The following is a 19,141-nucleotide window of genomic DNA, read 5'->3' as shown; positions in this document are numbered from 1 at the left end:
GGTTAGAATAAAAAGACCCGCATTCTCGTGGGGGTCCGAAATTAAGCGAAAGCGTTGCCGCATATTTCTTCTCCCCGCCGGGGAGAAGGTGGCCCGAAGGGTCGGATGAGGAGGCGACGTCAGCGATGGACCGAGAGCTTGCCCCTCATCCCGATGCCGCGACCTTCTTCCCGACGGGGAGAAGGAACAAGTGGCACCCGCTCGGTCCATATTATTCCGTCTTCAAGGCGCCTTGATCGCCTTCTGCGTCCGGTCCTTACCAACCTCGATCACGTGGCGCATGGCCTTCACCGCGGCATCGGCATCCCGAGCCGCAATGGCGTGCACGATGCGCAGGTGATTGGAGGCAATTTCGGCAATGGTGCCGGGTGAGGCTGCCGGTGACGAAAGCTGGAAGGATATGGCGAGTGCCGCTTCGATGAGCCCGCTTGCCGAACGCATGAAGGGATTGCCGGACATATGTGCGACGGCAAGGTGGAATTCGAGATCGACCTTGGCGATGGTCTCCGGCGTATGTTTCGGATTGTCGAACTTGGCGGCGATCACGTAGAGGGAAACGATATCGTCATTCGAGGCCTGCAGGGCCGCAGCGGCAGCGGCGGCCGGTTCGAGCGCGAGGCGGATTTCCGCCAGATGCGTGACGAATTCCTCGTCTATCCCGGCTTCGCAGCGCCAGCCCAGCACGTCGGGATCAAAGAAGTTCCAGCTCGAACGGTCGAGAACGCGGGTGCCGACCTTGGCCTTGGGTTCGACGAGCCGCTTGGCTGCCAGCGTCTTCATGGTTTCTCGCAGCACGGTGCGCGAAACGCCGAAACGCAGCGACAGTTCGGCATCATTGGGCAAGAGCGAACCTTCCGCTATTCTGCCTGAAACGATGGCGCTGCCGAGTTCGGAGACCACGTGGGCGTGGCTGTTCCGGCGTTTTCGTCCGCTTATCGTCGTTTCGAGCAGCCCCAAGCAAGCCTCCGTTTGCAATTATGCCGGATGCGGTCCGGCCAATCTCCTGTTTGAATACCAGATGATTGCGCGCTGCAACACGATGAAGACGAAAAGCAGCACGCCGATGACGATTTTCGTCCACCAGGAAGAAAGCGTTCCATCAAAGACGATGTAAGTCTGGATCAACCCCTGGATGAGAAGGCCGATAAAGGTTCCCGCCACCAGCCCCGTGCCGCCGGTCAGAAGCGTGCCGCCGATGACGACGGCAGCGATGGCGTCGAGTTCAACCCCCACCGTCGCCAGCGAATAGCCCGACGAGGTGTAGAGCGTGTAGACGATGCCGGCGAGACCGGAGAGAAAACCGGAAAGCGCATAGATGCCGATCGTCGTTGACCCGATCGGTACGCCCATCAGTTCGGCCGATTGCGGGTTGCCGCCCAGTGCATAGACATTGGCGCCGAAGCGGGTGCGGCTGGCGATCAGCATGCCGGCGGCAAAGACGAGAAGCATCACCATCGCAAGCGCCGTCAGTCTGCCACCGCCGGGAAAGCGGTAATAAAAGCCCTGTATCGCATCGATGAAGGGATGCGAGATCGGCACGGATTGCGTCGAAATGAGATAGGCAGCACCACGCGCCAGGAACATGCCCGCCAGCGTCACCACGAAAGGCGGGATGGCGAGGAAGCGGATCATCGCCCCCATCAGGCAGCCGAACAGTGTCGAGACCACCAGCACGATGGCGAAGGCGAGAAGCGGGTGGATGTTATAGGTGCCGACCATGACGGCGACGAAGACGCTGGTAAAGGCGATGACCGATCCGATGGACAGATCGATGCCGCCCGACAGGATGACGAAGGTCATGCCGACGGCGGCGATGCCAAGAAAGGCATTGTCGGTCAGAAGATTGCCGATCACCCGTGTCGACAGGATCGCCGGATATTGCAGCACGCAGAGAAGATAGGCGATGACGAAGATCGTCAGCGTGGTGAGGAAAGGAAGGTTGCGGCTGTGGATCATCGCGCGGTTCCTTCCTTGGTCATGCTGCTGGCGGCGGTCGGTTTCGGGTGCGGCTTCGGCGTTCTGACGAAGCCCAGAACCGTCATGATCGCCGGTGATTGCAGCGTCAGAACCACCATGATGATGCCTGCCTTGATGATGAGGTTGAATTCCGGCGGGAAACCGGAGACCAGAATACCGGTATTGATGGTCTGGATGATGAGTGCGCCGATGAGCGAGGCGGTGATGGAGAAGCGGCCGCCATTCAGCGAGGTGCCGCCGATCACCACTGCCAATATGGCGTCCAGTTCCAGCCACAGCCCGGCATTATTGGCATCCGCGCCGCGAATATCGGCGGTCACGATCAAGCCGGCGATGGCGGCGCAGAGGCCGGAAACGGCATAGACGAAAAACAGCAGGAAGCGTGCGCGAACCCCGGCGAGCGCTGCCGCACGGCGATTGATGCCGGTCGCCTCGATCAGGAAACCGAGCGCGCTCTTGCGCACCAGAAGGCCGATCAGCAGCGCGGCCGCCACCCAGATGATGACGGGTAGCGGAATACCCGCGAGCGAGCCGGAGCCGATGGCGGAGAAACCGTCATTATTGAAGGTGAGAATGACACCTTCCGTGATCAGCTGGGCGATGCCGCGCCCCGCCACCATCAGGATCAGGGTGGCGATGATCGGCTGTATGTCGAGCAGGGCGACCAGCACCCCGTTCCACAACCCGCAGGCAATGCCCACCGCCAGCGAGACGACGATGACAGAGGCGATGGAATGGCCATTGCTGATGAGCGTGGCGGCAACCGCTCCGCAAATGGCGATGACCGCGCCGATCGACAGATCGATGCCTTTGGTAGCGATGACGAGCGTCATGCCGATGGTCAGCAGCGCCACCGGGGCAGCACGCACGAGGATGTCCATCAGGCTGCCATAGAGCCTGCCATTCTGGAGCGAAACATGCAGGAAGCCCGGCGAAACGATTGTAATCGCTGCCAGAATGACGAAGAGGGCGATAAGCTGGGGAGCAAGCCTTTTCAGGCGTCGTGTTACAGCCACCATCATGCCGCCTCCGTTCTGGCCGCATCCGCGATGGCCCGCATGATGTTATCGGCCGTCACCTCGCCGCCCTTCAATTCGCTGACATGCCGACGGTCGGACAAAACGACGACCCGGTGGGCAACGGCTGTAAGTTCCTCCAGTTCGGATGAGATGACGATGAGCGACATGCCCTCGGTACAGAGTTTTTCGATCATCTTGAGGATTTCCGCATGTGCGCCGATATCGATGCCTCGGGTGGGCTCGTCGAGGATCAGAAGCCGGGGTTGGGTGGCGAGCCAGCGCGCCAGAATGGCCTTCTGCTGGTTGCCGCCGGACAGGAACTTTATCGGCCGGTCAGGATCGGCAGGTCGGATGTCGAGCGATTTGATGAAGCTTTCAGCCAGTTCAGCCTTCTGCCTTCGGGAAAGCGGACGCGCCCAGCCCTGACGCGCCTGAAGCGCCAGCGCAATATTGTCCGTCACCGAAAAATCGCCGATGATGCCGTCCGACTTGCGTTCTTCCGGGCAGAAACCGAACCCCGCCGAGATTGCGGCTTCGGGAGACGAAATCGCCGCCGCTTTTCCGTCGATCATCGCCATGCCGGTATCGGGTCGGTCGATGCCGAAGAGCAGGAAAGCGGTTTCCGTCCGTCCCGAGCCCAAAAGGCCGGCGACGCCGACGATCTCTCCCGGCCGGATGCCGAGATCGAAGGGGGCGATGCTGCCGCGTTTGCCGTAACCTTCGAAACGGATCGGCGGCTCGCCCTCGGCAACCGTATCGTCGGTCGCCTGGTGTTCGTGTGTGATGTGCTGAAGCTCGCGGCCCAGCATCATTGAAATCAGTTCGGACCTCGGCAGGCTGCCGATGTCGCGTGTGCCGACAAGGCGGCCGTTTCGCAGCACCGTCACCCGGTCGGCGATATCATAGACCTGATTGAGGAAGTGGGTGATGATGACGATGCCGATGCCGCGCGCGCGCAGGTTTTTCAAAACCCCGAACAGCATCTCGACCTCATGGGTATCAAGGCTGGCGGTGGGTTCGTCCAGCACCAGCACCTTGCCGGAAAGATCGACGGCGCGGGCAATGGCGATGATCTGGCGGATGGCGACGGAATAGCTGGAAAGCAGGGCGTTGACGTCAATGGAAAGCCCGTATTGGGCAAGCAGCGCCTGCGCTTCTTTCTGCATCGTGTTGCGGTCGATCAACCCGAAACGGCGCGGCTGGCGGCCAAGAAACAGGTTTTCGGCCACCGTCAGGTTTTCGAGAAGGTTCACTTCCTGATAGACCGTGCCGATGCCGAGCGACTGCGCCTCGCCGACATTGGCGGGCGATATCTCTGCGCCTTCCAGAAAGATCGAACCGCTGTCGCGGTGATAAACCCCGGTCAGGATCTTGATCAGCGTCGATTTGCCCGCGCCGTTTTCACCCAGCAATGCGTGGATTTCACCCCGCCGGAGCGAGAAATCAACGCCGTCCAGCGCCGTGATCCCGAGAAAGGATTTGCCGATGGAGCGTGCTTCCAGAAGTGGTGCGGTTTCGGGCATGAGCAGGTTCCGTATCGAAATGGGTCTCGTATCAAGTGGAATGAGCACGTAGGGGGCGGCTTGTTTTCTTCTCCCCGCCGGGGAGAAGGTGGCCCGAAGGGGCGGATGAGGGGGCTAGCTCTCGGTCTATCGCTACCCTTGCCCCCTCATCCCGCTGCCGCGGACTTCTCCCCGGCGGGGAGAAGAACAAGCGGCGTCCGCCCGCTTCATACGCGATCATTCTACAGACTGAATCCGAGAAGTTTCCCTCTCTTCAGCAGAAAGAAACGGCGCGAACGACGCGCCGTTCCTCCGAAGACATGGCTCAGTACCCCAGGCCCTTCTTCGCCTCGTAGACCTTCATCGGGTCGTCGGATGCCGTGTAGAGCTTGGATTCGGTCTGAATCCACTTCGCCGGCTCCTTTTTGTCTTTCAGGTAGGCTTCAAGCGCGTCGAAGGCGGGGCCGGCCATATCTGGCGTCAGTTCCACCGTCGCATTGGCCTCGCCATCCGCCATGGCCTTGAAAATGTCAGGCACCGCGTCGATGGAGACGATCTTGATGTCGGTTCCGGGCTTCAGGCCGGCTTCCTTTATCGCCTGGATGGCACCGACGGCCATGTCGTCATTATGGGCATAGACAGCACAGATATCCTTGCCGCCGCCCTCGGCCTTGATGAAGCTTTCCATCACTTCCTTGCCCTTGGTGCGGGTGAAGTCACCCGTCTGCGAGCGCACGATCTTGATGTTGGCATGGGATGCAATGGCATCCTCGAAGCCCTTCTTGCGGTTGATGGCGGGCGAAGAGCCTGTCGTGCCCTGCAATTCGACGACCTTGCAATCCTTGGAGCCGACATCCTTGACCAGCCAATCGCCGGCAACCTTGCCTTCGTGCACCTGATCGGAAGTGACGGCGGTCAGATAAAGATCGTCCGGCGCTTCGATCTGGCGATCGAGCAGGATGACGGGGATTTTTTCTTCCTTGGCTTCCTTCAAAACGGCGTCCCAGCCGGTTGCGACGACAGGGGCGATCAGGATCGCATCGACGCCCTGCGCGATGAAGCCGCGAACGGCCTTGATCTGGTTTTCCTGCTTTTGCTGGGCGTCGGCGAATTTCAGCGTGACACCGCGCTTTTCGGCCTGCTGTTTGGTGACGGTTGTCTCAGCCGCACGCCATCCGGATTCAGAGCCGATCTGCGAGAAGCCAACGGTGAGCGATTGCGCGGAAACACTGGATGCAAGGCATGCGGAGACGGCGACAGTGAATGCCGCAAGAGCTTTTCTCATCTTATCCTCCCAGAGATGATGTCAGCGTGACGCGGCAGTATGAGCATATAGTAATACTCTTGAAAAGGGGTTTTTTAGCAGTTTCGTAATTAACGTCATGTCGGTTTTGTCGGTATTTTGTCATAAAATACGATGAATCAACGGGTTGTGTGTCTATTTTCCGGCTGATTCAGGTTCGAAAATGCGCCGCCGACGCGCCTCGATCCAGCTTGACAGGTCACGGCAGCATCAAATAGTAATATAAATAGAAATTCAGCTTGTGACGGAGTGCCGGGCCACGGGCCGGCTGCAATCCGGTAAAGCAGGGAGGAAGAGGCCGTTGAGCAGCGCCGGCATGGTCGTAAACACCGAAAAATATTCGGCTATGGCTGACGAACAGTCCAAATCCACTCGTCTGGACCTGCTCTGTCGGTTATGCGTGATCCCCAGAAGCTGATTCCATTTTCCTTGCGCACAACATAAGCTTGTCGCATTTCGTAATATTTTACCGTTGGCCACTTCCGGCTGGAGACCCGCATCATGACTAAATCCGACAATCTGCCCGCAACCCAAGGCACGGGAAGCAAGCTTCGTTCGCGCGCGTGGTTCGACAACCCCGCCAATGCGGACATGACCGCGCTTTACCTCGAGCGTTACATGAACTTCGGTCTCAGCCAGGCCGAGCTTCAGTCCGATCGCCCGATCATCGGCATTGCGCAGACCGGCTCGGACCTTTCGCCCTGCAACCGCCACCATCTGGAGCTGGCGAACCGCCTGCGTGAAGGCATTCGTGAAGCCGGCGGCATCGCGATTGAATTTCCGGTCCATCCGATCCAGGAAACCGGCAAGCGCCCGACCGCCGGCCTCGACCGTAACCTTGCTTACCTCGGCCTCGTGGAAGTGCTTTATGGCTATCCGCTCGATGGCGTCGTTCTGACCATCGGCTGTGACAAGACCACGCCTGCCTGTCTTATGGCGGCGGCCACCGTCAACATTCCGGCCATCGCCCTTTCCGTCGGCCCCATGCTGAACGGCTGGTTCCGTGGCGAACGCACCGGCTCCGGCACCATCGTCTGGAAGGCGCGCGAACTGCTGGCCAAGGGCGAGATCGATTATCAGGGCTTCGTCAAGCTCGTGGCTTCGTCGGCCCCCTCGACCGGTTATTGCAACACCATGGGCACCGCGACGACCATGAACTCGCTTGCCGAAGCGCTGGGCATGCAGCTTCCGGGTTCTGCCGCCATTCCGGCACCCTACCGCGATCGTCAGGAAGTGTCCTACCTCACCGGTCTGCGCATCGTTGAAATGGTCAGGGAAGACCTCAAGCCTTCCGACATCATGACCAAGGACGCCTTCATCAACGCCATCCGCGTCAATTCGGCCATTGGCGGCTCCACCAACGCGCCGATCCATCTGAACGGCCTTGCCCGCCATGTCGGCGTCGAGCTGACGGTGGATGACTGGCAGACCTATGGCGAAGACGTGCCTTTGCTCGTCAACCTGCAGCCGGCCGGCGAATATCTCGGCGAAGACTATTACCACGCCGGCGGCGTTCCGGCTGTCGTCAACCAGCTGATGACCCAGGGGCTCATCATGGAAGACGCCATGACCGTCAACGGCAAGACCATCGGTGACAATTGCCGTGGCGCCATCATCGAGGATGAGAAGGTTATCCGTCCCTATGAGCAGCCGCTCAAGGAGCGCGCCGGTTTCCGCGTCCTGCGCGGCAACCTGTTCTCCTCCGCCATCATGAAGACGAGCGTGATCTCGGAAGAATTCCGCAACCGTTACCTCTCCAACCCGAATGATCCGGAAGCCTTCGAAGGCCGTGCCGTGGTGTTTGACGGTCCGGAGGATTACCACCACCGCATCGACGATCCGTCGCTGAAGATCGACGCCAACACCATCCTGTTCATGCGCGGTGCCGGTCCGATCGGTTATCCGGGTGCGGCGGAAGTGGTGAACATGCGCGCACCGGATTATCTTCTGAAAGAAGGCGTCAATTCGCTGCCCTGCATCGGCGATGGCCGTCAGTCCGGCACGTCGGGCAGCCCGTCCATCCTCAACGCTTCCCCGGAAGCGGCGGCAGGCGGCGGTCTCGCCATCCTGCAGACGGGCGACCGCGTCCGCATCGACGTGGGGCGCGGCAAGGCCGATATCCTGATTTCCGGTGAGGAACTGGCCAAGCGTTACGAGGCGCTGTCGGCCGAGGGCGGTTACAAGTTCCCCGACCACCAGACGCCCTGGCAGGAAATCCAGCGCGGCATCGTCAGCCAGATGGAGACCGGCGCGGTTCTGGAACCGGCCGTCAAATATCAGCGCATCGCCCAGACCAAGGGCCTGCCGCGCGACAACCACTAACGGTAAGGTTGCTTTGGCCGACCTCTTTTTTACATCAGCCCCGGGTTTCATCCCGGGGCTGACATTTTTTATCTTCGATTGAGCGCCCGGAATTCAGAACTACCGGAATCGAGGTACGATTAGTCCTTCGGTTGGCTCAGCTGATTTCCCAGATAGGGCTGAAAGAACATGTAAAGCCCGCTGAAAATCAGCAACGTCAGCGGAAGCAGCGGCGCATAAACGATCACCAGCGGCGTGGGACCTAATGCCATTGAGCCAAAATTCGCCAGAATGGTGACGGTCAGCAGAATCCCCAGCCAGCGATGGCCCTGTCGTATCCAGTGTCTCAAGATCAAACTCGCCTCCGCGAAAAATCATCCAGGATGGAATGTGGCACATGGGCGCGTCTCAACGCGCCTGCACGAGCTTCCAGCCATTGCCGGAAGGATCGCGGAAGCTTGCATCCACCGAGCCGTAGCGGGTGATCGGTTCCTGGGTGAATTCGACACCGCGTTTGCGCATGGCGTCAAAGGCTGTCTGACAATCCTCGACCACCAGAACCAGCGGTGGCATCGCACCTTTGGCCACGGCTTCGTTCAGATTTTGCGCCGTCGCCTCGTCAACGGTCGGCGCCTGCGGCCGAAACAGGCCCAGTTGAAAATCCGGCTGGTCCGGGTGCTGAACGGTCAGCCAGCGGTAATCGCCGTTGCGTGCGTCCGTGTGCACCCGAAATCCGACTTTCTCGACATAAAATTGCAGCGCTTCGTCCTGGTCATGAACGTAAAGCCCGACGACTTGAACACCATTTTTCATGAGCTATCTCCCTTTGGCCCGTCGTACCTACCGCTTTCCGTCTGTCGGCGCTTCTCCGAAACTGCGATTGTGAGGTGGGGGCGATGGGCGGCGCTGACGAAACAATGCGGAACCTGCTCAAGATCTGCCGGCAAAGCCCGCATCCGCCGCCGCAATTCACTGGGATTTTCCCCGGTCACATCACGGAAAACGCGGCCGAACGTACCGATGCTGTTCCAGCCGGTCTGCAAGGCGATTTCGATGATCGGAAGGTCCGTGTCGCGCAACAGCGCAACGGCACGCTCGACCCGGCGGGTCAACAGATAGCGGTGAGGGGGTATGCCGAAAGCATCGCGAAACGATCGCGCAAAATGAGCCTGCGAGGCGCCACTGACGCGCGCAAGGCGTGAAACAGGCCAGGCCTCATGGGGTGCGGCGTCCATATGATCTCGTGCGCGCAGAAGTCGGCGCAGCAGTTTCAGGTCTCTGTTTGCAGAGTTTTTGTCATTTCCGGACCGGCGCATGCGCCAATCATTGAATGAACCGGCGGCCCTTGACAAGGTTGATGCCCTGTCGGCCGCCGTTCGACGCTCAAATCACCGGATAAAGCGACCAAAAGAACAGTTCATATTCCTGGTCGCGGTCGTCATCGTGCTGTTCGTCATCCGGTCTGCGCGGAGTCTTGTCCTGAAAATCGGTCTCCACCCGCTCGTTAACGACGGGCATCCTTCGGCCGATGCCAAAGAGGTCAAAGGAGAGCATGTTGAACCCTGCTACCATGGCCGTTTCCCTTCTTCACGCGAGTTAACGTAGCGTTAAGTTTCGCGCGTTGCCACGATTTCGTCAAGATTGGCCGGGGAATTTGTCTACCATTTTTAACAACAATAGCGTGATCGGCGTTCCGCCGGTGCCGGATTTCGCGCAATGATCGTTTATCTGTGCGATTACAGAGCACCCTTGGAGGCTTCAGAATAGCTTTTTTCGGCCGCTTCCAGTGCGGAATCAGTGTCTGTGGCATGGCCGAGGCTTTTCAGCGCGCTGGAAACGGCGGCGATATTGGCTTTTACCGCATCCGGATTGGCGCGCCTGCCGGTGTGGTTGAGCCTTATCAGCCTTTCCGCCCCGGGGCCGACACCGCCGGAAATATCGGCGCCCTGTTGGCTGGAGGCGGCCGAGAGAAACGCCCCGGCCTCGACGGTATCCGGCAATATTGCCGTGGAAACCAGTGCGGAAGCATGTGTCTCTTCCACCCATGTTGTTATGCCAAGCGCCTTGATGCCGGCGCGCGCGGCGGCTGCAGCCCGCTTATGGCGTTGATTGGCGGATGCGAGACCTTCCGCCTCGATCCTGTCCAGTGCCGCCTCAAGGGCGAAGAATTCCAGTGGGGCCGGCGTTCCGGGAAGCGCGCCGCGGCCGGTATCGAGCCAGAGTTTCTTCTGGTCGAGAAGCGAGAGCATGGAGTTTTCCGGCGCTGCGCCATGGGACAGAAGCTCCCACGCCTTTGGGCTGACCGAGATGGCTGAGACCCCGGCTGGACCCGCCAGCGCCTTTTGCGGGCCGATGACTGCGATATCAATCCCCAGCCGGTCCGCCTCGAAGGCATGGCCGCCGATCGAAGCGACGGCATCGACCACGGTGACGATGCCCCTGTCTTTGGCGAGTGCTGCGATGGCGGGCAGGGGATTGAGAATGCCACTCGCCGATTCCGCATGGACGATAGCGAGAAGATTAAAGCCGGTTCCGTCGTCCAGCGCCCGCTCGACCTCCTGAAGAGAGATCGGTTTGGCGGGGCTGGCGGTGAGGTTGCGGACCGTCGCTCCGCCTCGTTCCAGCCAGCCGCCGAACCATGCGCCATAGGGGCTGGTGACGATATTGAGCGCTCTCAGACCCGGCCGTGCGAGGCTGGTGGCTGCTGCTTCAAGCGCAAGCACCGCTTCCGCCTGTATCAGAAGCACATCGTTTTTCGTGCCCATCAGGGCCGCCAGCCTGTCGGCAAGGACGGCGTAACGGTCTGCAGGAAAGGCGGGCGGGTCGAGAAGCAATGCGTAATCCGGGGCGGGCATGTCGTCTTATCCTTGCGTGGTGATGGTGAGCCGCGGCGCAGCCTCGATCAGGGTTCGGGCAGTCGAGGATTGCGGCGCGGAAACGATATTTGCGGTTCTGCCGATCTCGACGATCCGCCCCGCCTCCATGATGGCGACGCGGTGGCAGACGGCGCGGATGACTGCGAGGTCGTGGGAAACAAAGATACAGGCGACCGCCGTCTCCCGCTGTATTTCCACCAGCAGTTCGAGGATTTGTCGGCGGACGGAAACATCCAGCGCCGAAACGGCCTCGTCAAGGATGAGAAGGGAAGGCTTGAGGGCTATGGCTCTGGCAATCGCCACGCGTTGTCTCTGGCCGCCTGAAAGCTCGAAGACCGAGCGGCCCGCATAATTGGCGGGCAGGCCGACACGGTCGAGAAGGCGACGGATTTCCGCCGGACGCTCGCGTCGTTCGACGATGCGGTGGATACGCAGCGGCTCGCCTATGGCGTCCTCGACGCTGGCGCGTGGATTGAACGCGCCATGGGTATCCTGAAACACCATCTGCATGTGCCGCCGGGCAGTGCGCAGTTCAGCGCCGTTTAACGCCAGCCAGTCGCGATCCTTAAAACGAACGGTGCCTCCATCGGCCGGGATCAACCGCATCAGGATGCGCGCCAGCGTCGATTTCCCGCAGCCGGAGGGGCCGGCAAGCCCCAGCGTCTCGCCGGGCTGAAGTGAAAAGGAGATATCGGAAAGCGCTTCCACCGTGCGTCCGCCGGTCCGGTAGGTTTTCGAGAGGTCTTCGACGCTGAGGAGAACCTCATTCATGGCAGTGCCTCATTGATAAGAGGCGGTGTGGAGAGGTCGAGATAGTCGGAGAGCAGCGCGCGCGTATAGTCATGCGCAGGCGCGGATAACACCCGCCGGGTCGTGCCGTGTTCCACCAGCCGACCTGCGCGCAGTACCGCGATCTCGTCGGCAAGGCTGGAGGCAAGGCCGATATCGTGGGTGATGAACACCAGCGTTCTTTCTTCTTCACGCACAAGCGTATCCAGCAGCGCGGCGATGGCGGCCTGGCTTACCGTGTCGAGCGCGCTCGTCGCCTCGTCGGCGATCAGGATTGCGGGATGCGCGGCAATGGCGGCGGCAATCGCCACGCGCTGTCTCTGCCCGCCGGAAAGCTGATGCGGATAGGCGGTCAGAAGATGGGAGGGATGCGGCAACCGCACCCGCTCCAGAAGGTCGCGGGCAAGATCCCGTGCCTGGCGCCATGAGAGGCCGAGATGTCGCACCGCGCCTTCGGCCACCTGTTCGCCGATGGTGAGAACCGGGTTCAGCGTTGCGCCGGTATCCTGAAAAATAGTGCCGATATCGCGTCCCGGCAGAGGCCTGTCGGTGAAAATGCCGCTGTCGCGGCTCCAGGAAATATCGCCGGAAACCCGTGCGTTCACAGGCAGAAGTCCGGCAATGGCCCTGGCGAGCGTCGATTTTCCAGAACCGCTTTCGCCGATGATCGCCAGCCTCTGTCCCTGCCGGATCGTCAGCGAAACATCCTGCAGCGCCGGTGCATCGACCGTTGCATAACGAACGTTGAGATCGTCGATCCGGCAGAGTGCATTGCCGCTCATGGCGCGTCCTTCCGTGTCGCCATCGCTTTGTTGATGCCTTCCGCCAGAAGATAGACGCCGATGACGGTCACCAGAAGGCCGATGCCGGGGATGACGGAGAGAAACGCCGCCGAGCGCAGGACGTTGCGTCCTTCGGCGATCATCGAGCCCCAGGTGACGATATTCGGATCGCCGAGACCGAGGAAGGACAGCGCCGCTTCGGTGAGAATGGCGGCGGCGACGATGATGGCGGCAAGCGCCAGAACAGGCGGCAGGGCATTGGGCAGGATCTGCCGAAAGGCTATCTCCAGCGGATGCATGCCGATGGCGCGGGCGGACTGCACATAATCCCGCTCGCGGATGCTTAAAACCTGCGCGCGCATCAGCCGTGCCGGATCCGCCCAGGCGCCGAGCGCAATCGCAAGGATGACGATGGGCATGGAAGGGCCGATGGTGCTGACGAAAGCGAGCGCCAGAAGAAAATTCGGCACGATCTGGAAGGCGTCGGTAACGCGCATCAGGGCTTCATCGACAAGCCCACCCGCAAACCCCGCAATGGTGCCGATGACGGTGCCGATCATGAGGGCGGCCGCGGCAGCGCCGATGCCGACGAGCAGGGATGCCTGTGCTCCGTGGGCAAGTTCAGCCAGCACATCCCGGCCCAGCCGGTCGGTGCCGAGAGGTAAGGCGGCGTCCGTGAAGGGCGCAACGAGCGGCTCGCCGACGATCGAGAGCGGATCGCCGGGAAACAGGAGGGGCGCGGCAAGCGCCGTCACGGCAAGCAGCGTCAGGATAATGACGCCCGTTACGCCTTCGAAACTGCGCAGGAGTCGGGAAGCGAAACTCATGCCTGTTGCTCCCCGCTGCCGATGCGCGGATCGAGAACGGAATAGAGAATATCGACGGCAAGATTGACGAGGATGACGAAGACGGCACTCGTCAGGATGATGCCCATCAACAGCGGCGTGTCGCGGCCGCTGACGGCTTCCTGCGCCAGCCGGCCAAAGCCGGGAATGGCAAAGACGCTTTCGATCACCACGCTGCCGCCCAGCATGGTGGCCGCTTGCAGGCCAAGCACGGTGATGAGTGGCAGGGCGGCATTGCGGGCGACATGGCGCAGCACGATGCGACGTCTCGAAAGCCCCTTGGCCTTGGCGAACAACACGAAATCCAGTGGCCAGATCGCCGCCATGGCCGTGCGCATGACACGCAGGAAAAGCGCCAGATAGATCAGCCCGAGACTGGCAACCGGCAGGACGAGATGGCGCGCAATGTCGAGCGCCCTTGCCAGGCCCTGTTTTCCAGAGGCGATGGTTTCGATGCCTGACGTCGGCAGCCATCTCAGTTGCACGGCAAAGACGATGGCGAGCACGAGGCCGAGCCAGAAGCCCGGTGTGGCGTAAAGCGCCAGTGACAGCGCGGAAAGCACACGGTCGGTCAACCCGCCCGGACGCGCGCCCGCCACGATGCCGAGCGCTGTGCCGGTGATGAAAGCGAGCGCGGTGGCGCTGCCCATCAGCAGCAGCGTGTTCGGCAGACGCTCGAGGATCAACCCCAGCACCGGCCGGTCGAAGGCGAGCGACCAGCCGAAATCCAGCCGCAGCACCGAACTGGCATAGAGCCAGAAACGGGCCAGCACCGAACCATTCAGCCCATATTGCTCGCGCAGCGCGTCCCGCAGCCCGGCATCGCCGCCGCCGATGGAGACGAGATATGCATCGACCGCGTCACCGGATGCGTTTTCAAGCAGGATGAAGGTGAAGATGAGAACGATAAGCAGCACCGGAATGGCGCTGACCGCTCTTCTCCGCAGCAATGTTGCCGCGCGTCTCACGGCGCTCCCTCAGGCATCGACCGCGGTATCGGCCCAGTTGGAAACGGCCCAGCGCGGATTGCTGGCGACATTTTTGACCTTATCGCGCGCCACCGTGATGAACCCCCATTCGGCGACATTGATCAGCGGCAGATCGGCGACGACCTGTGTCTGGAAATCCTTGTAAAGCGCCGTTCGGGCCGCCGCATCCACCGTCACTGCCGCCTTGTCGATCAATTCGTCCAGCGCCTTGTTCTCGTAGCCGCCCTGATTGGAGAAACCGACGCCGGCGGGGATGCCGGAGCGGACCAGAATGGTGGTCGAGATTGCCGGATCGCCACGGAAGACCGGCGGCGCAACGGCGAGATCGAAGGCGTGATCGGTGTAGACGGCTTTCTGGTGCGCGGCGGAGTCATTATTGACCAGTTCGGCATCGATGCCGATTTCCTGCAACGCCTGACGAAGATAGGAGCCGAACTGCTTGGTTTCATTGAAGTAGGGCGCGGGCAGCAGCTTCAGCGAGAAACGCTTTCCGTCGGGCCCGCGTGCATAACCCGCCTCGTCCAGCAGGGCGTTTGCCTTGGCGGTGTCGAAGTCATAGGTCTCGACATCGTCGGTGTAAAATTCCGGTGCATTCTTCGGCACCGGGCCGGTGGATGCCGTGGCATAACCGAGGAAGACCTTGTCGATGACGAATTTCCGGTCGATGGCATGGGCGATGGCCTTTCTCACCTTGAGATCGGCCAGCTCCTTGCGGCGATGGTTGATTTCAACCACCAGCTGATAGGTCAACGCCTCGTAGCCATCGGCAATCACTTTGATGCCCGGAACCTTGGCGATACGGGCAAGATCGGCAAGCGGCACGGCGGAAAAGGCGGCGAGCTGGATTTCTTCCGCTTCCAGTGCAGACGCGGCACCCGCCCGGTCGGGCAGGACGCGATAGATGATTTCCTCAAGCTGCGGCTCACCCTTGTCCCAATAGTTCGGGTTGCGGGTCAGGCGATAATATTCGCCGGGCTTGTATTCCGCAAAAACGAAAGGCCCGGTGCCGACCGGTTTGGCATTGGCCGGGTTGGTGGCGATATCGGTGCCTTCATAAAGATGTTTCGGCACGACGCTGGTAACGACCGGCAGCGCATTGCGGATGAGCTGGAATGGGGTGGGCTTGGAGAAACGGAAGACGGCCGTGTGGTCATCGGGCGTCTCCACTTTTTCAAGATTGGCAAAGACCAGCCGGCCGAGATTTTGCAGCGGCTTCCACACCGACAGTGCCGAAAAGGCCACGTCCGCCGAAGTGAAGGGCTTGCCGTCATGCCAGGTCACGCCCTCGCGCAGCCTGAAGGTGGCGCTCAGGCCATCATCCGATCCCTGCCATTCGGTCGCAAGGCGGGGCTCCAGCCCGTCCTTGCCGCTGAAGGAGGCTTCCGCAAGTGGCTCGACGATCTTGCTTGAGATGTAAAACACGCCGTTGGAGGCGACGATGGCCGGGTTGAGGTTCTTGGGCTCGGAATCGGCCGCGACGATCAGCCGTCCACCCGGTGCCGCCTGCTGTGCTGCGGCAATGCCGGCAAGTCCGGTGGTTGCGGCAAGAGCGAGCGAGGTCTTGAGAAGCGAGCGGCGGGACAGGTGGACAGGCGACATGAATTCACTCCGGAATGAGGACGGGGCGGGCCTTTCCGCAGGGCCGCGGCCTGCCCGATCTTAAGACTGCAACCTCGGCAGTGTCCACGTTAATTCGTGGGCTTTACAGCAATGATTTTACGTTGCGTGCGCGTTTGCGGAAACAATATGCCTCAGAGTGACGAGCCTCTTTTCTCCCGCCGTCTCGATTGCAGGCTGGCGTTGCTCAAAAATCTGATTTAGCGCAATGAAATTAAAGGCTTGGGATAGAGTTCCCCAAGCGCCATGTGCCGTGCTTCGCCTGTGGAGGAGGTGAAAATCTGCCTCCGCCGCCCCGTTTGGAAAGGGGTAATTAACCTTTATTTTCTATTTCAAAAAGATCGAAATATGTACGTTTATGATGAGTGTGCACGCTGCCATGAGCTTCTCCCGATCCAGATTCCAGAATCCGTCCAATAGCGTAGGGGAGGGGAGCGACAAGGCTCGTGATGCCGGCAGCCAGGTTGCCGGTCAGCAGGCAGCGGCAATGAAGGCGGGTGTTGCCCCCCGTCCGAATGCCGATGTCAGTGCCGCAGACGCCATCGAGGGTCGGGCTGAGATGCCGGGCTGGCAGAATGCTTTCGTGCTTGGCCCGAATGTCCGTTTTACCCGTACGCCCGAGAGCGCCTTTAGCCGGCGCATGCCGGTCGAGACGCCGCATATTCCTGAAGAAGAACTCGCCGCTGCTGTCCTTCCCGAATCTGCCGAGCCTGAAACGGTCGCGCAGCCGGAGGCCGTCGCGCAGCAGGAGATTGTGCAGCAACCGGTGGTGAAGTCGCCGGAACGACGCCTCCCGCCGCCGCGCATGCCGTTTCTGCCGCAGCCGCCAGACGCACGGGGTGCGAGAGCGCTGACCTACAAATTGCGTCTGGAGCTTGCCCGCAAGCAGGCGGAAGAGGCTGCCGCTGCGGCCCTGACGCCGCTTCAGGCAGATGCGACCGTGATCGTTGCAACGCCGATGCCGGCAATATCTACACTCGCTCAGCCGCTGCCCGAAGCGTCGCTTGCCGATGCCGGGCAGGTCGCCGTGCCGCAGGCTTCCATTCCTGCTTTTGCCGCCCATCTGCCGGACGAGCTTTTCTGGGAAGTCATGACGCTCGATCTGCCTGATGATGCCGGCGAGGGCGTTTCCGCATCCGCGCGCGCCGTGCTCGCAGGTCAGGTACGGGTAAATCCTGTGCTGACAGCGCCGGTGGCTGCAGCGCCCGTCGTCACCTCCGCATCGCCCGCAACCGCCCCCATCCGGCTTTCGGCCGAGCCCCCCATTGTCAGAGTCCCCGGCGGTTCCGCCATCCGGCTCTATCGCGAGATCGGCGTACGTCAGTCCGTGGTCCCGGCCGCGGTTGAGATTGCCGAACCGGAGACCGCACCGCAGCCGGTCGTGGAAGCGGCGGTGGTCGCGGAACCGCAAAAGGCTGTAGAGCAGGCTCAGCCGGTGGAAAGAATTGTGGCCGAGCCGCGTTTTACGCCCCGCGCGCCCATTCAGGCTTCGCAGCCAATGTTCCGGGAAGCACCGGTCTTTGCCGACGGCGAATATGAATACCCCTCCATCGATCTTCTGCAGCAGGCTCGCATCCAGCAGACCACGACAATGACCCCGGAGGCGCTGGAACAAAGCGCCGGGCTTCTCGAAAGCGTGCTTGAGGATTTCGGCATCAAGGGCGAGATCATCGATGTCCGTCCCGGCCCCGTCGTGACGCTTTACGAGTTCGAGCCCGCACCCGGTGTGAAGTCCTCGCGCGTTATCGGCCTGTCCGACGATATCGCCCGCTCGATGTCGGCGCTCTCGGCGCGTGTCGCCGTCGTGCCCGGCCGCAATGTCATCGGCATCGAGCTGCCCAACCCGGTGCGCGAGACGGTTTACCTGCGTGAGTTGATCGAAGCGACTGACTACAGCGAAACCCGTCAGAAGCTCGCGCTTTGCCTTGGCAAGACCATCGGTGGCGAGCCGGTGATTGCAGAACTGGCGAAGATGCCGCATCTGCTCGTTGCCGGCACCACCGGTTCGGGCAAGTCGGTCGCCATCAACACCATGATCCTGTCGCTGCTCTACCGGTTGAAGCCGGAGGAATGCCGCCTGATCATGGTCGATCCCAAGATGCTCGAGCTTTCGGTCTATGACGGTATTCCGCACCTGCTGACCCCTGTCGTCACCGATCCGAAAAAGGCGGTCATGGCGCTGAAATGGGCCGTGCGCGAAATGGAAGACCGCTATCGCAAGATGTCGCGTCTGGGCGTGCGCAATATCGACGGTTACAATGCAAGGGCGGCTGCCGCCCGTGCCAAGGGCGAGACCGTGTTCTGCAACGTGCAGACAGGTTTTGACCGCGCCACCGGCGAGGCTGTCTACGAGCAGGAGGAAATGGACCTTACGGCCATGCCTTATATCGTCGTCATCGTCGACGAGATGGCCGACCTGATGATGGTCGCGGGCAAGGAGATCGAAGGGGCGATCCAGCGCCTGGCGCAGATGGCGCGCGCCGCCGGCATCCATCTCATCATGGCCACCCAGCGCCCGTCCGTCGATGTCATCACCGGCACCATCAAGGCCAACTTCCCGACCCGCATCTCCTTCCAGGTGACGTCGAAGATCGACAGCCGCACCATCCTTGGCGAACAGGGCGCGGAGCATCTGCTCGGCCAGGGCGACATGCTGCACATGATGGGCGGCGGCCGTATCGCCCGCGTCCACGGCCCGTTCGTTTCGGATGAGGAAGTGGAAAAGGTCGTGGCGCATCTGAAGACTCAAGGGCGTCCGGAATATCTCGGCACCGTCACGGAAGATGCCGACGAGGCCGACGAAGAGGCGGAAGAGGAAACGGCGGTCTTCGACAAGACGTCGATGGGTGACGACGACAGCGACGATCTCTACGAAAAGGCCGTAAAAGTCGTCATGCGCGACAAGAAGTGCTCGACTTCCTATATCCAGCGCCGTCTGTCCGTCGGTTATAACCGCGCCGCCTCGCTGGTGGAGCGCATGGAGCAGGAAGGCATTGTCGGGCCTGCCAACCATGTCGGCAAGCGCGCCATCATTGCCGGCGAGCGCGATGCCTATGAGGCCATGGGCAGCGACGACTGATTGATCCATCCGGGGCGCGATATTCGATTGCAAAAACGCGCCCCATGAATAGCCTGTGCGGC

The 19,141-nt window shown here is 61.2% G+C and carries 17 protein-coding genes; 2 read left to right on the top strand and 15 right to left on the bottom strand.

Features of this window, described 5'->3' with window-relative positions; all coding sequences use genetic code 11:
• Positions 1 to 222: 222 nt before the first annotated feature.
• The 5 genes from OK142_RS06910 to ytfQ form a co-directional block, all read right to left on the bottom strand.
• Complete coding sequence (locus OK142_RS06910; RefSeq protein WP_035220762.1) at positions 223 to 957, bottom strand: FadR/GntR family transcriptional regulator; 735 nt, start codon at positions 955 to 957, stop codon at positions 223 to 225.
• An 18-nt stretch (positions 958 to 975) separates the two neighbouring features.
• A complete protein-coding gene (gene yjfF / locus OK142_RS06905; RefSeq protein ID WP_082185813.1) occupies positions 976 to 1,956 on the bottom strand; it encodes a galactofuranose ABC transporter, permease protein YjfF in 981 nt (326 codons plus the stop codon).
• Complete coding sequence (locus OK142_RS06900) at positions 1,953 to 2,996, bottom strand: ABC transporter permease (RefSeq protein ID WP_498682547.1); 1,044 nt, start codon at positions 2,994 to 2,996, stop codon at positions 1,953 to 1,955. Before OK142_RS06900 ends, yjfF begins: the two co-directional genes overlap by 4 nt.
• Positions 2,996 to 4,519, bottom strand: coding sequence for a sugar ABC transporter ATP-binding protein (locus OK142_RS06895; protein ID WP_498681818.1), 1,524 nt, complete (start codon positions 4,517 to 4,519; stop codon positions 2,996 to 2,998). The genes OK142_RS06900 and OK142_RS06895 overlap by 1 nt, the downstream gene beginning before the upstream one ends.
• A gap of 304 nt (positions 4,520 to 4,823) precedes the next feature.
• Positions 4,824 to 5,783, bottom strand: coding sequence for a galactofuranose ABC transporter, galactofuranose-binding protein YtfQ (gene ytfQ, locus OK142_RS06890; protein ID WP_082185816.1), 960 nt, complete (start codon positions 5,781 to 5,783; stop codon positions 4,824 to 4,826).
• Between the two features lie 519 nt (positions 5,784 to 6,302).
• On the opposite strand from ytfQ, the gene OK142_RS06885 reads away from it, so the two are divergent.
• Positions 6,303 to 8,123, top strand: a complete 1,821-nt coding sequence (locus OK142_RS06885) for an IlvD/Edd family dehydratase (protein ID WP_313609607.1) — start codon at positions 6,303 to 6,305, stop codon at positions 8,121 to 8,123.
• A gap of 119 nt (positions 8,124 to 8,242) precedes the next feature.
• Here the strand turns inward: OK142_RS06885 and OK142_RS06880 are convergent, their stop codons facing one another.
• The 10 genes from OK142_RS06880 to OK142_RS06835 all read right to left on the bottom strand — a co-directional run bounded on the left by OK142_RS06880 (position 8,243) and on the right by OK142_RS06835 (position 15,982).
• Entirely contained in the window at positions 8,243 to 8,452 is a 210-nt protein-coding gene (locus tag OK142_RS06880; RefSeq protein ID WP_498682545.1) for a hypothetical protein, read from the bottom strand.
• Positions 8,453 to 8,510: 58 nt separating this feature from the next.
• Positions 8,511 to 8,915, bottom strand: a complete 405-nt coding sequence (locus OK142_RS06875) for a VOC family protein (protein WP_498681816.1) — start codon at positions 8,913 to 8,915, stop codon at positions 8,511 to 8,513.
• Positions 8,912 to 9,418: a helix-turn-helix domain-containing protein gene (locus OK142_RS06870; protein WP_003500954.1), complete on the bottom strand. Its 507-nt coding sequence runs from the start codon at positions 9,416 to 9,418 to the stop codon at positions 8,912 to 8,914. The genes OK142_RS06875 and OK142_RS06870 overlap by 4 nt, the downstream gene beginning before the upstream one ends.
• Positions 9,419 to 9,485: 67 nt before the next feature.
• Positions 9,486 to 9,674, bottom strand: a complete 189-nt coding sequence (locus OK142_RS06865) for a hypothetical protein (RefSeq protein ID WP_498681813.1) — start codon at positions 9,672 to 9,674, stop codon at positions 9,486 to 9,488.
• A gap of 164 nt (positions 9,675 to 9,838) precedes the next feature.
• Positions 9,839 to 10,957, bottom strand: coding sequence for a pyridoxal-phosphate-dependent aminotransferase family protein (locus OK142_RS06860; protein ID WP_498681812.1), 1,119 nt, complete (start codon positions 10,955 to 10,957; stop codon positions 9,839 to 9,841).
• Positions 10,958 to 10,963: 6 nt separating this feature from the next.
• A complete protein-coding gene (locus tag OK142_RS06855) occupies positions 10,964 to 11,749 on the bottom strand; it encodes an ABC transporter ATP-binding protein (RefSeq protein WP_498681811.1) in 786 nt (261 codons plus the stop codon).
• Positions 11,746 to 12,549, bottom strand: coding sequence for an ATP-binding cassette domain-containing protein (locus tag OK142_RS06850; RefSeq protein ID WP_498681809.1), 804 nt, complete (start codon positions 12,547 to 12,549; stop codon positions 11,746 to 11,748). Before OK142_RS06850 ends, OK142_RS06855 begins: the two co-directional genes overlap by 4 nt.
• On the bottom strand, positions 12,546 to 13,376 hold the full coding sequence (locus tag OK142_RS06845) for an ABC transporter permease (protein ID WP_498681807.1): 831 nt from the start codon (positions 13,374 to 13,376) through the stop codon (positions 12,546 to 12,548). Before OK142_RS06845 ends, OK142_RS06850 begins: the two co-directional genes overlap by 4 nt.
• Entirely contained in the window at positions 13,373 to 14,362 is a 990-nt protein-coding gene (locus tag OK142_RS06840; protein WP_498681805.1) for an ABC transporter permease, read from the bottom strand. The genes OK142_RS06845 and OK142_RS06840 overlap by 4 nt, the downstream gene beginning before the upstream one ends.
• Positions 14,363 to 14,371: 9 nt before the next feature.
• The gene (locus OK142_RS06835; RefSeq protein ID WP_498681803.1) at positions 14,372 to 15,982 is read right to left on the bottom strand and encodes an ABC transporter substrate-binding protein; all 1,611 of its coding nucleotides are present in this window, start codon (positions 15,980 to 15,982) and stop codon (positions 14,372 to 14,374) included.
• 376 nt (positions 15,983 to 16,358) lie between these two features.
• Here OK142_RS06835 and OK142_RS06830 point away from each other — a divergent pair, with 376 nt between their 5' ends.
• Positions 16,359 to 19,079 (top strand): DNA translocase FtsK, encoded by a 2,721-nt coding sequence (locus OK142_RS06830; RefSeq protein WP_498681801.1) that lies wholly within the window; start codon positions 16,359 to 16,361, stop codon positions 19,077 to 19,079.
• Positions 19,080 to 19,141 lie beyond the last annotated feature (62 nt).

The organism is Agrobacterium sp. BT-220-3 (assembly GCF_025910175.1).
GTDB classification, from domain to species: Bacteria; Pseudomonadota; Alphaproteobacteria; order Rhizobiales; family Rhizobiaceae; genus Agrobacterium; species Agrobacterium oryzihabitans.
Note: the sequence above shows the minus strand (reverse complement) of the source record. Positions and strands in the feature narration are given on the sequence as shown.

Excerpts from the sequence above, each read along its gene's own strand:
- OK142_RS06830 (WP_498681801.1), top strand. The coding sequence starts at position 16,359 with ATGATGAGTGTGCACGCTGCCATGAGCTTCTCCCGATCCAGATTCCAG.
- OK142_RS06835 (WP_498681803.1), bottom strand. The coding sequence starts at position 15,982 with ATGTCGCCTGTCCACCTGTCCCGCCGCTCGCTTCTCAAGACCTCGCTC.
- OK142_RS06895 (WP_498681818.1), bottom strand. The coding sequence starts at position 4,519 with ATGCCCGAAACCGCACCACTTCTGGAAGCACGCTCCATCGGCAAATCC.
- ytfQ (WP_082185816.1), bottom strand. The coding sequence starts at position 5,783 with ATGAGAAAAGCTCTTGCGGCATTCACTGTCGCCGTCTCCGCATGCCTT.
- OK142_RS06900 (WP_498682547.1), bottom strand. The coding sequence starts at position 2,996 with ATGGTGGCTGTAACACGACGCCTGAAAAGGCTTGCTCCCCAGCTTATC.
- OK142_RS06855 (WP_498681811.1), bottom strand. The coding sequence starts at position 11,749 with ATGAATGAGGTTCTCCTCAGCGTCGAAGACCTCTCGAAAACCTACCGG.
- OK142_RS06885 (WP_313609607.1), top strand. The coding sequence starts at position 6,303 with ATGACTAAATCCGACAATCTGCCCGCAACCCAAGGCACGGGAAGCAAG.
- OK142_RS06870 (WP_003500954.1), bottom strand. The coding sequence starts at position 9,418 with ATGCGCCGGTCCGGAAATGACAAAAACTCTGCAAACAGAGACCTGAAA.
- OK142_RS06860 (WP_498681812.1), bottom strand. The coding sequence starts at position 10,957 with ATGCCCGCCCCGGATTACGCATTGCTTCTCGACCCGCCCGCCTTTCCT.
- OK142_RS06865 (WP_498681813.1), bottom strand. The coding sequence starts at position 9,674 with ATGGTAGCAGGGTTCAACATGCTCTCCTTTGACCTCTTTGGCATCGGC.
- OK142_RS06850 (WP_498681809.1), bottom strand. The coding sequence starts at position 12,549 with ATGAGCGGCAATGCACTCTGCCGGATCGACGATCTCAACGTTCGTTAT.
- OK142_RS06875 (WP_498681816.1), bottom strand. The coding sequence starts at position 8,915 with ATGAAAAATGGTGTTCAAGTCGTCGGGCTTTACGTTCATGACCAGGAC.
- OK142_RS06845 (WP_498681807.1), bottom strand. The coding sequence starts at position 13,376 with ATGAGTTTCGCTTCCCGACTCCTGCGCAGTTTCGAAGGCGTAACGGGC.
- yjfF (WP_082185813.1), bottom strand. The coding sequence starts at position 1,956 with ATGATCCACAGCCGCAACCTTCCTTTCCTCACCACGCTGACGATCTTC.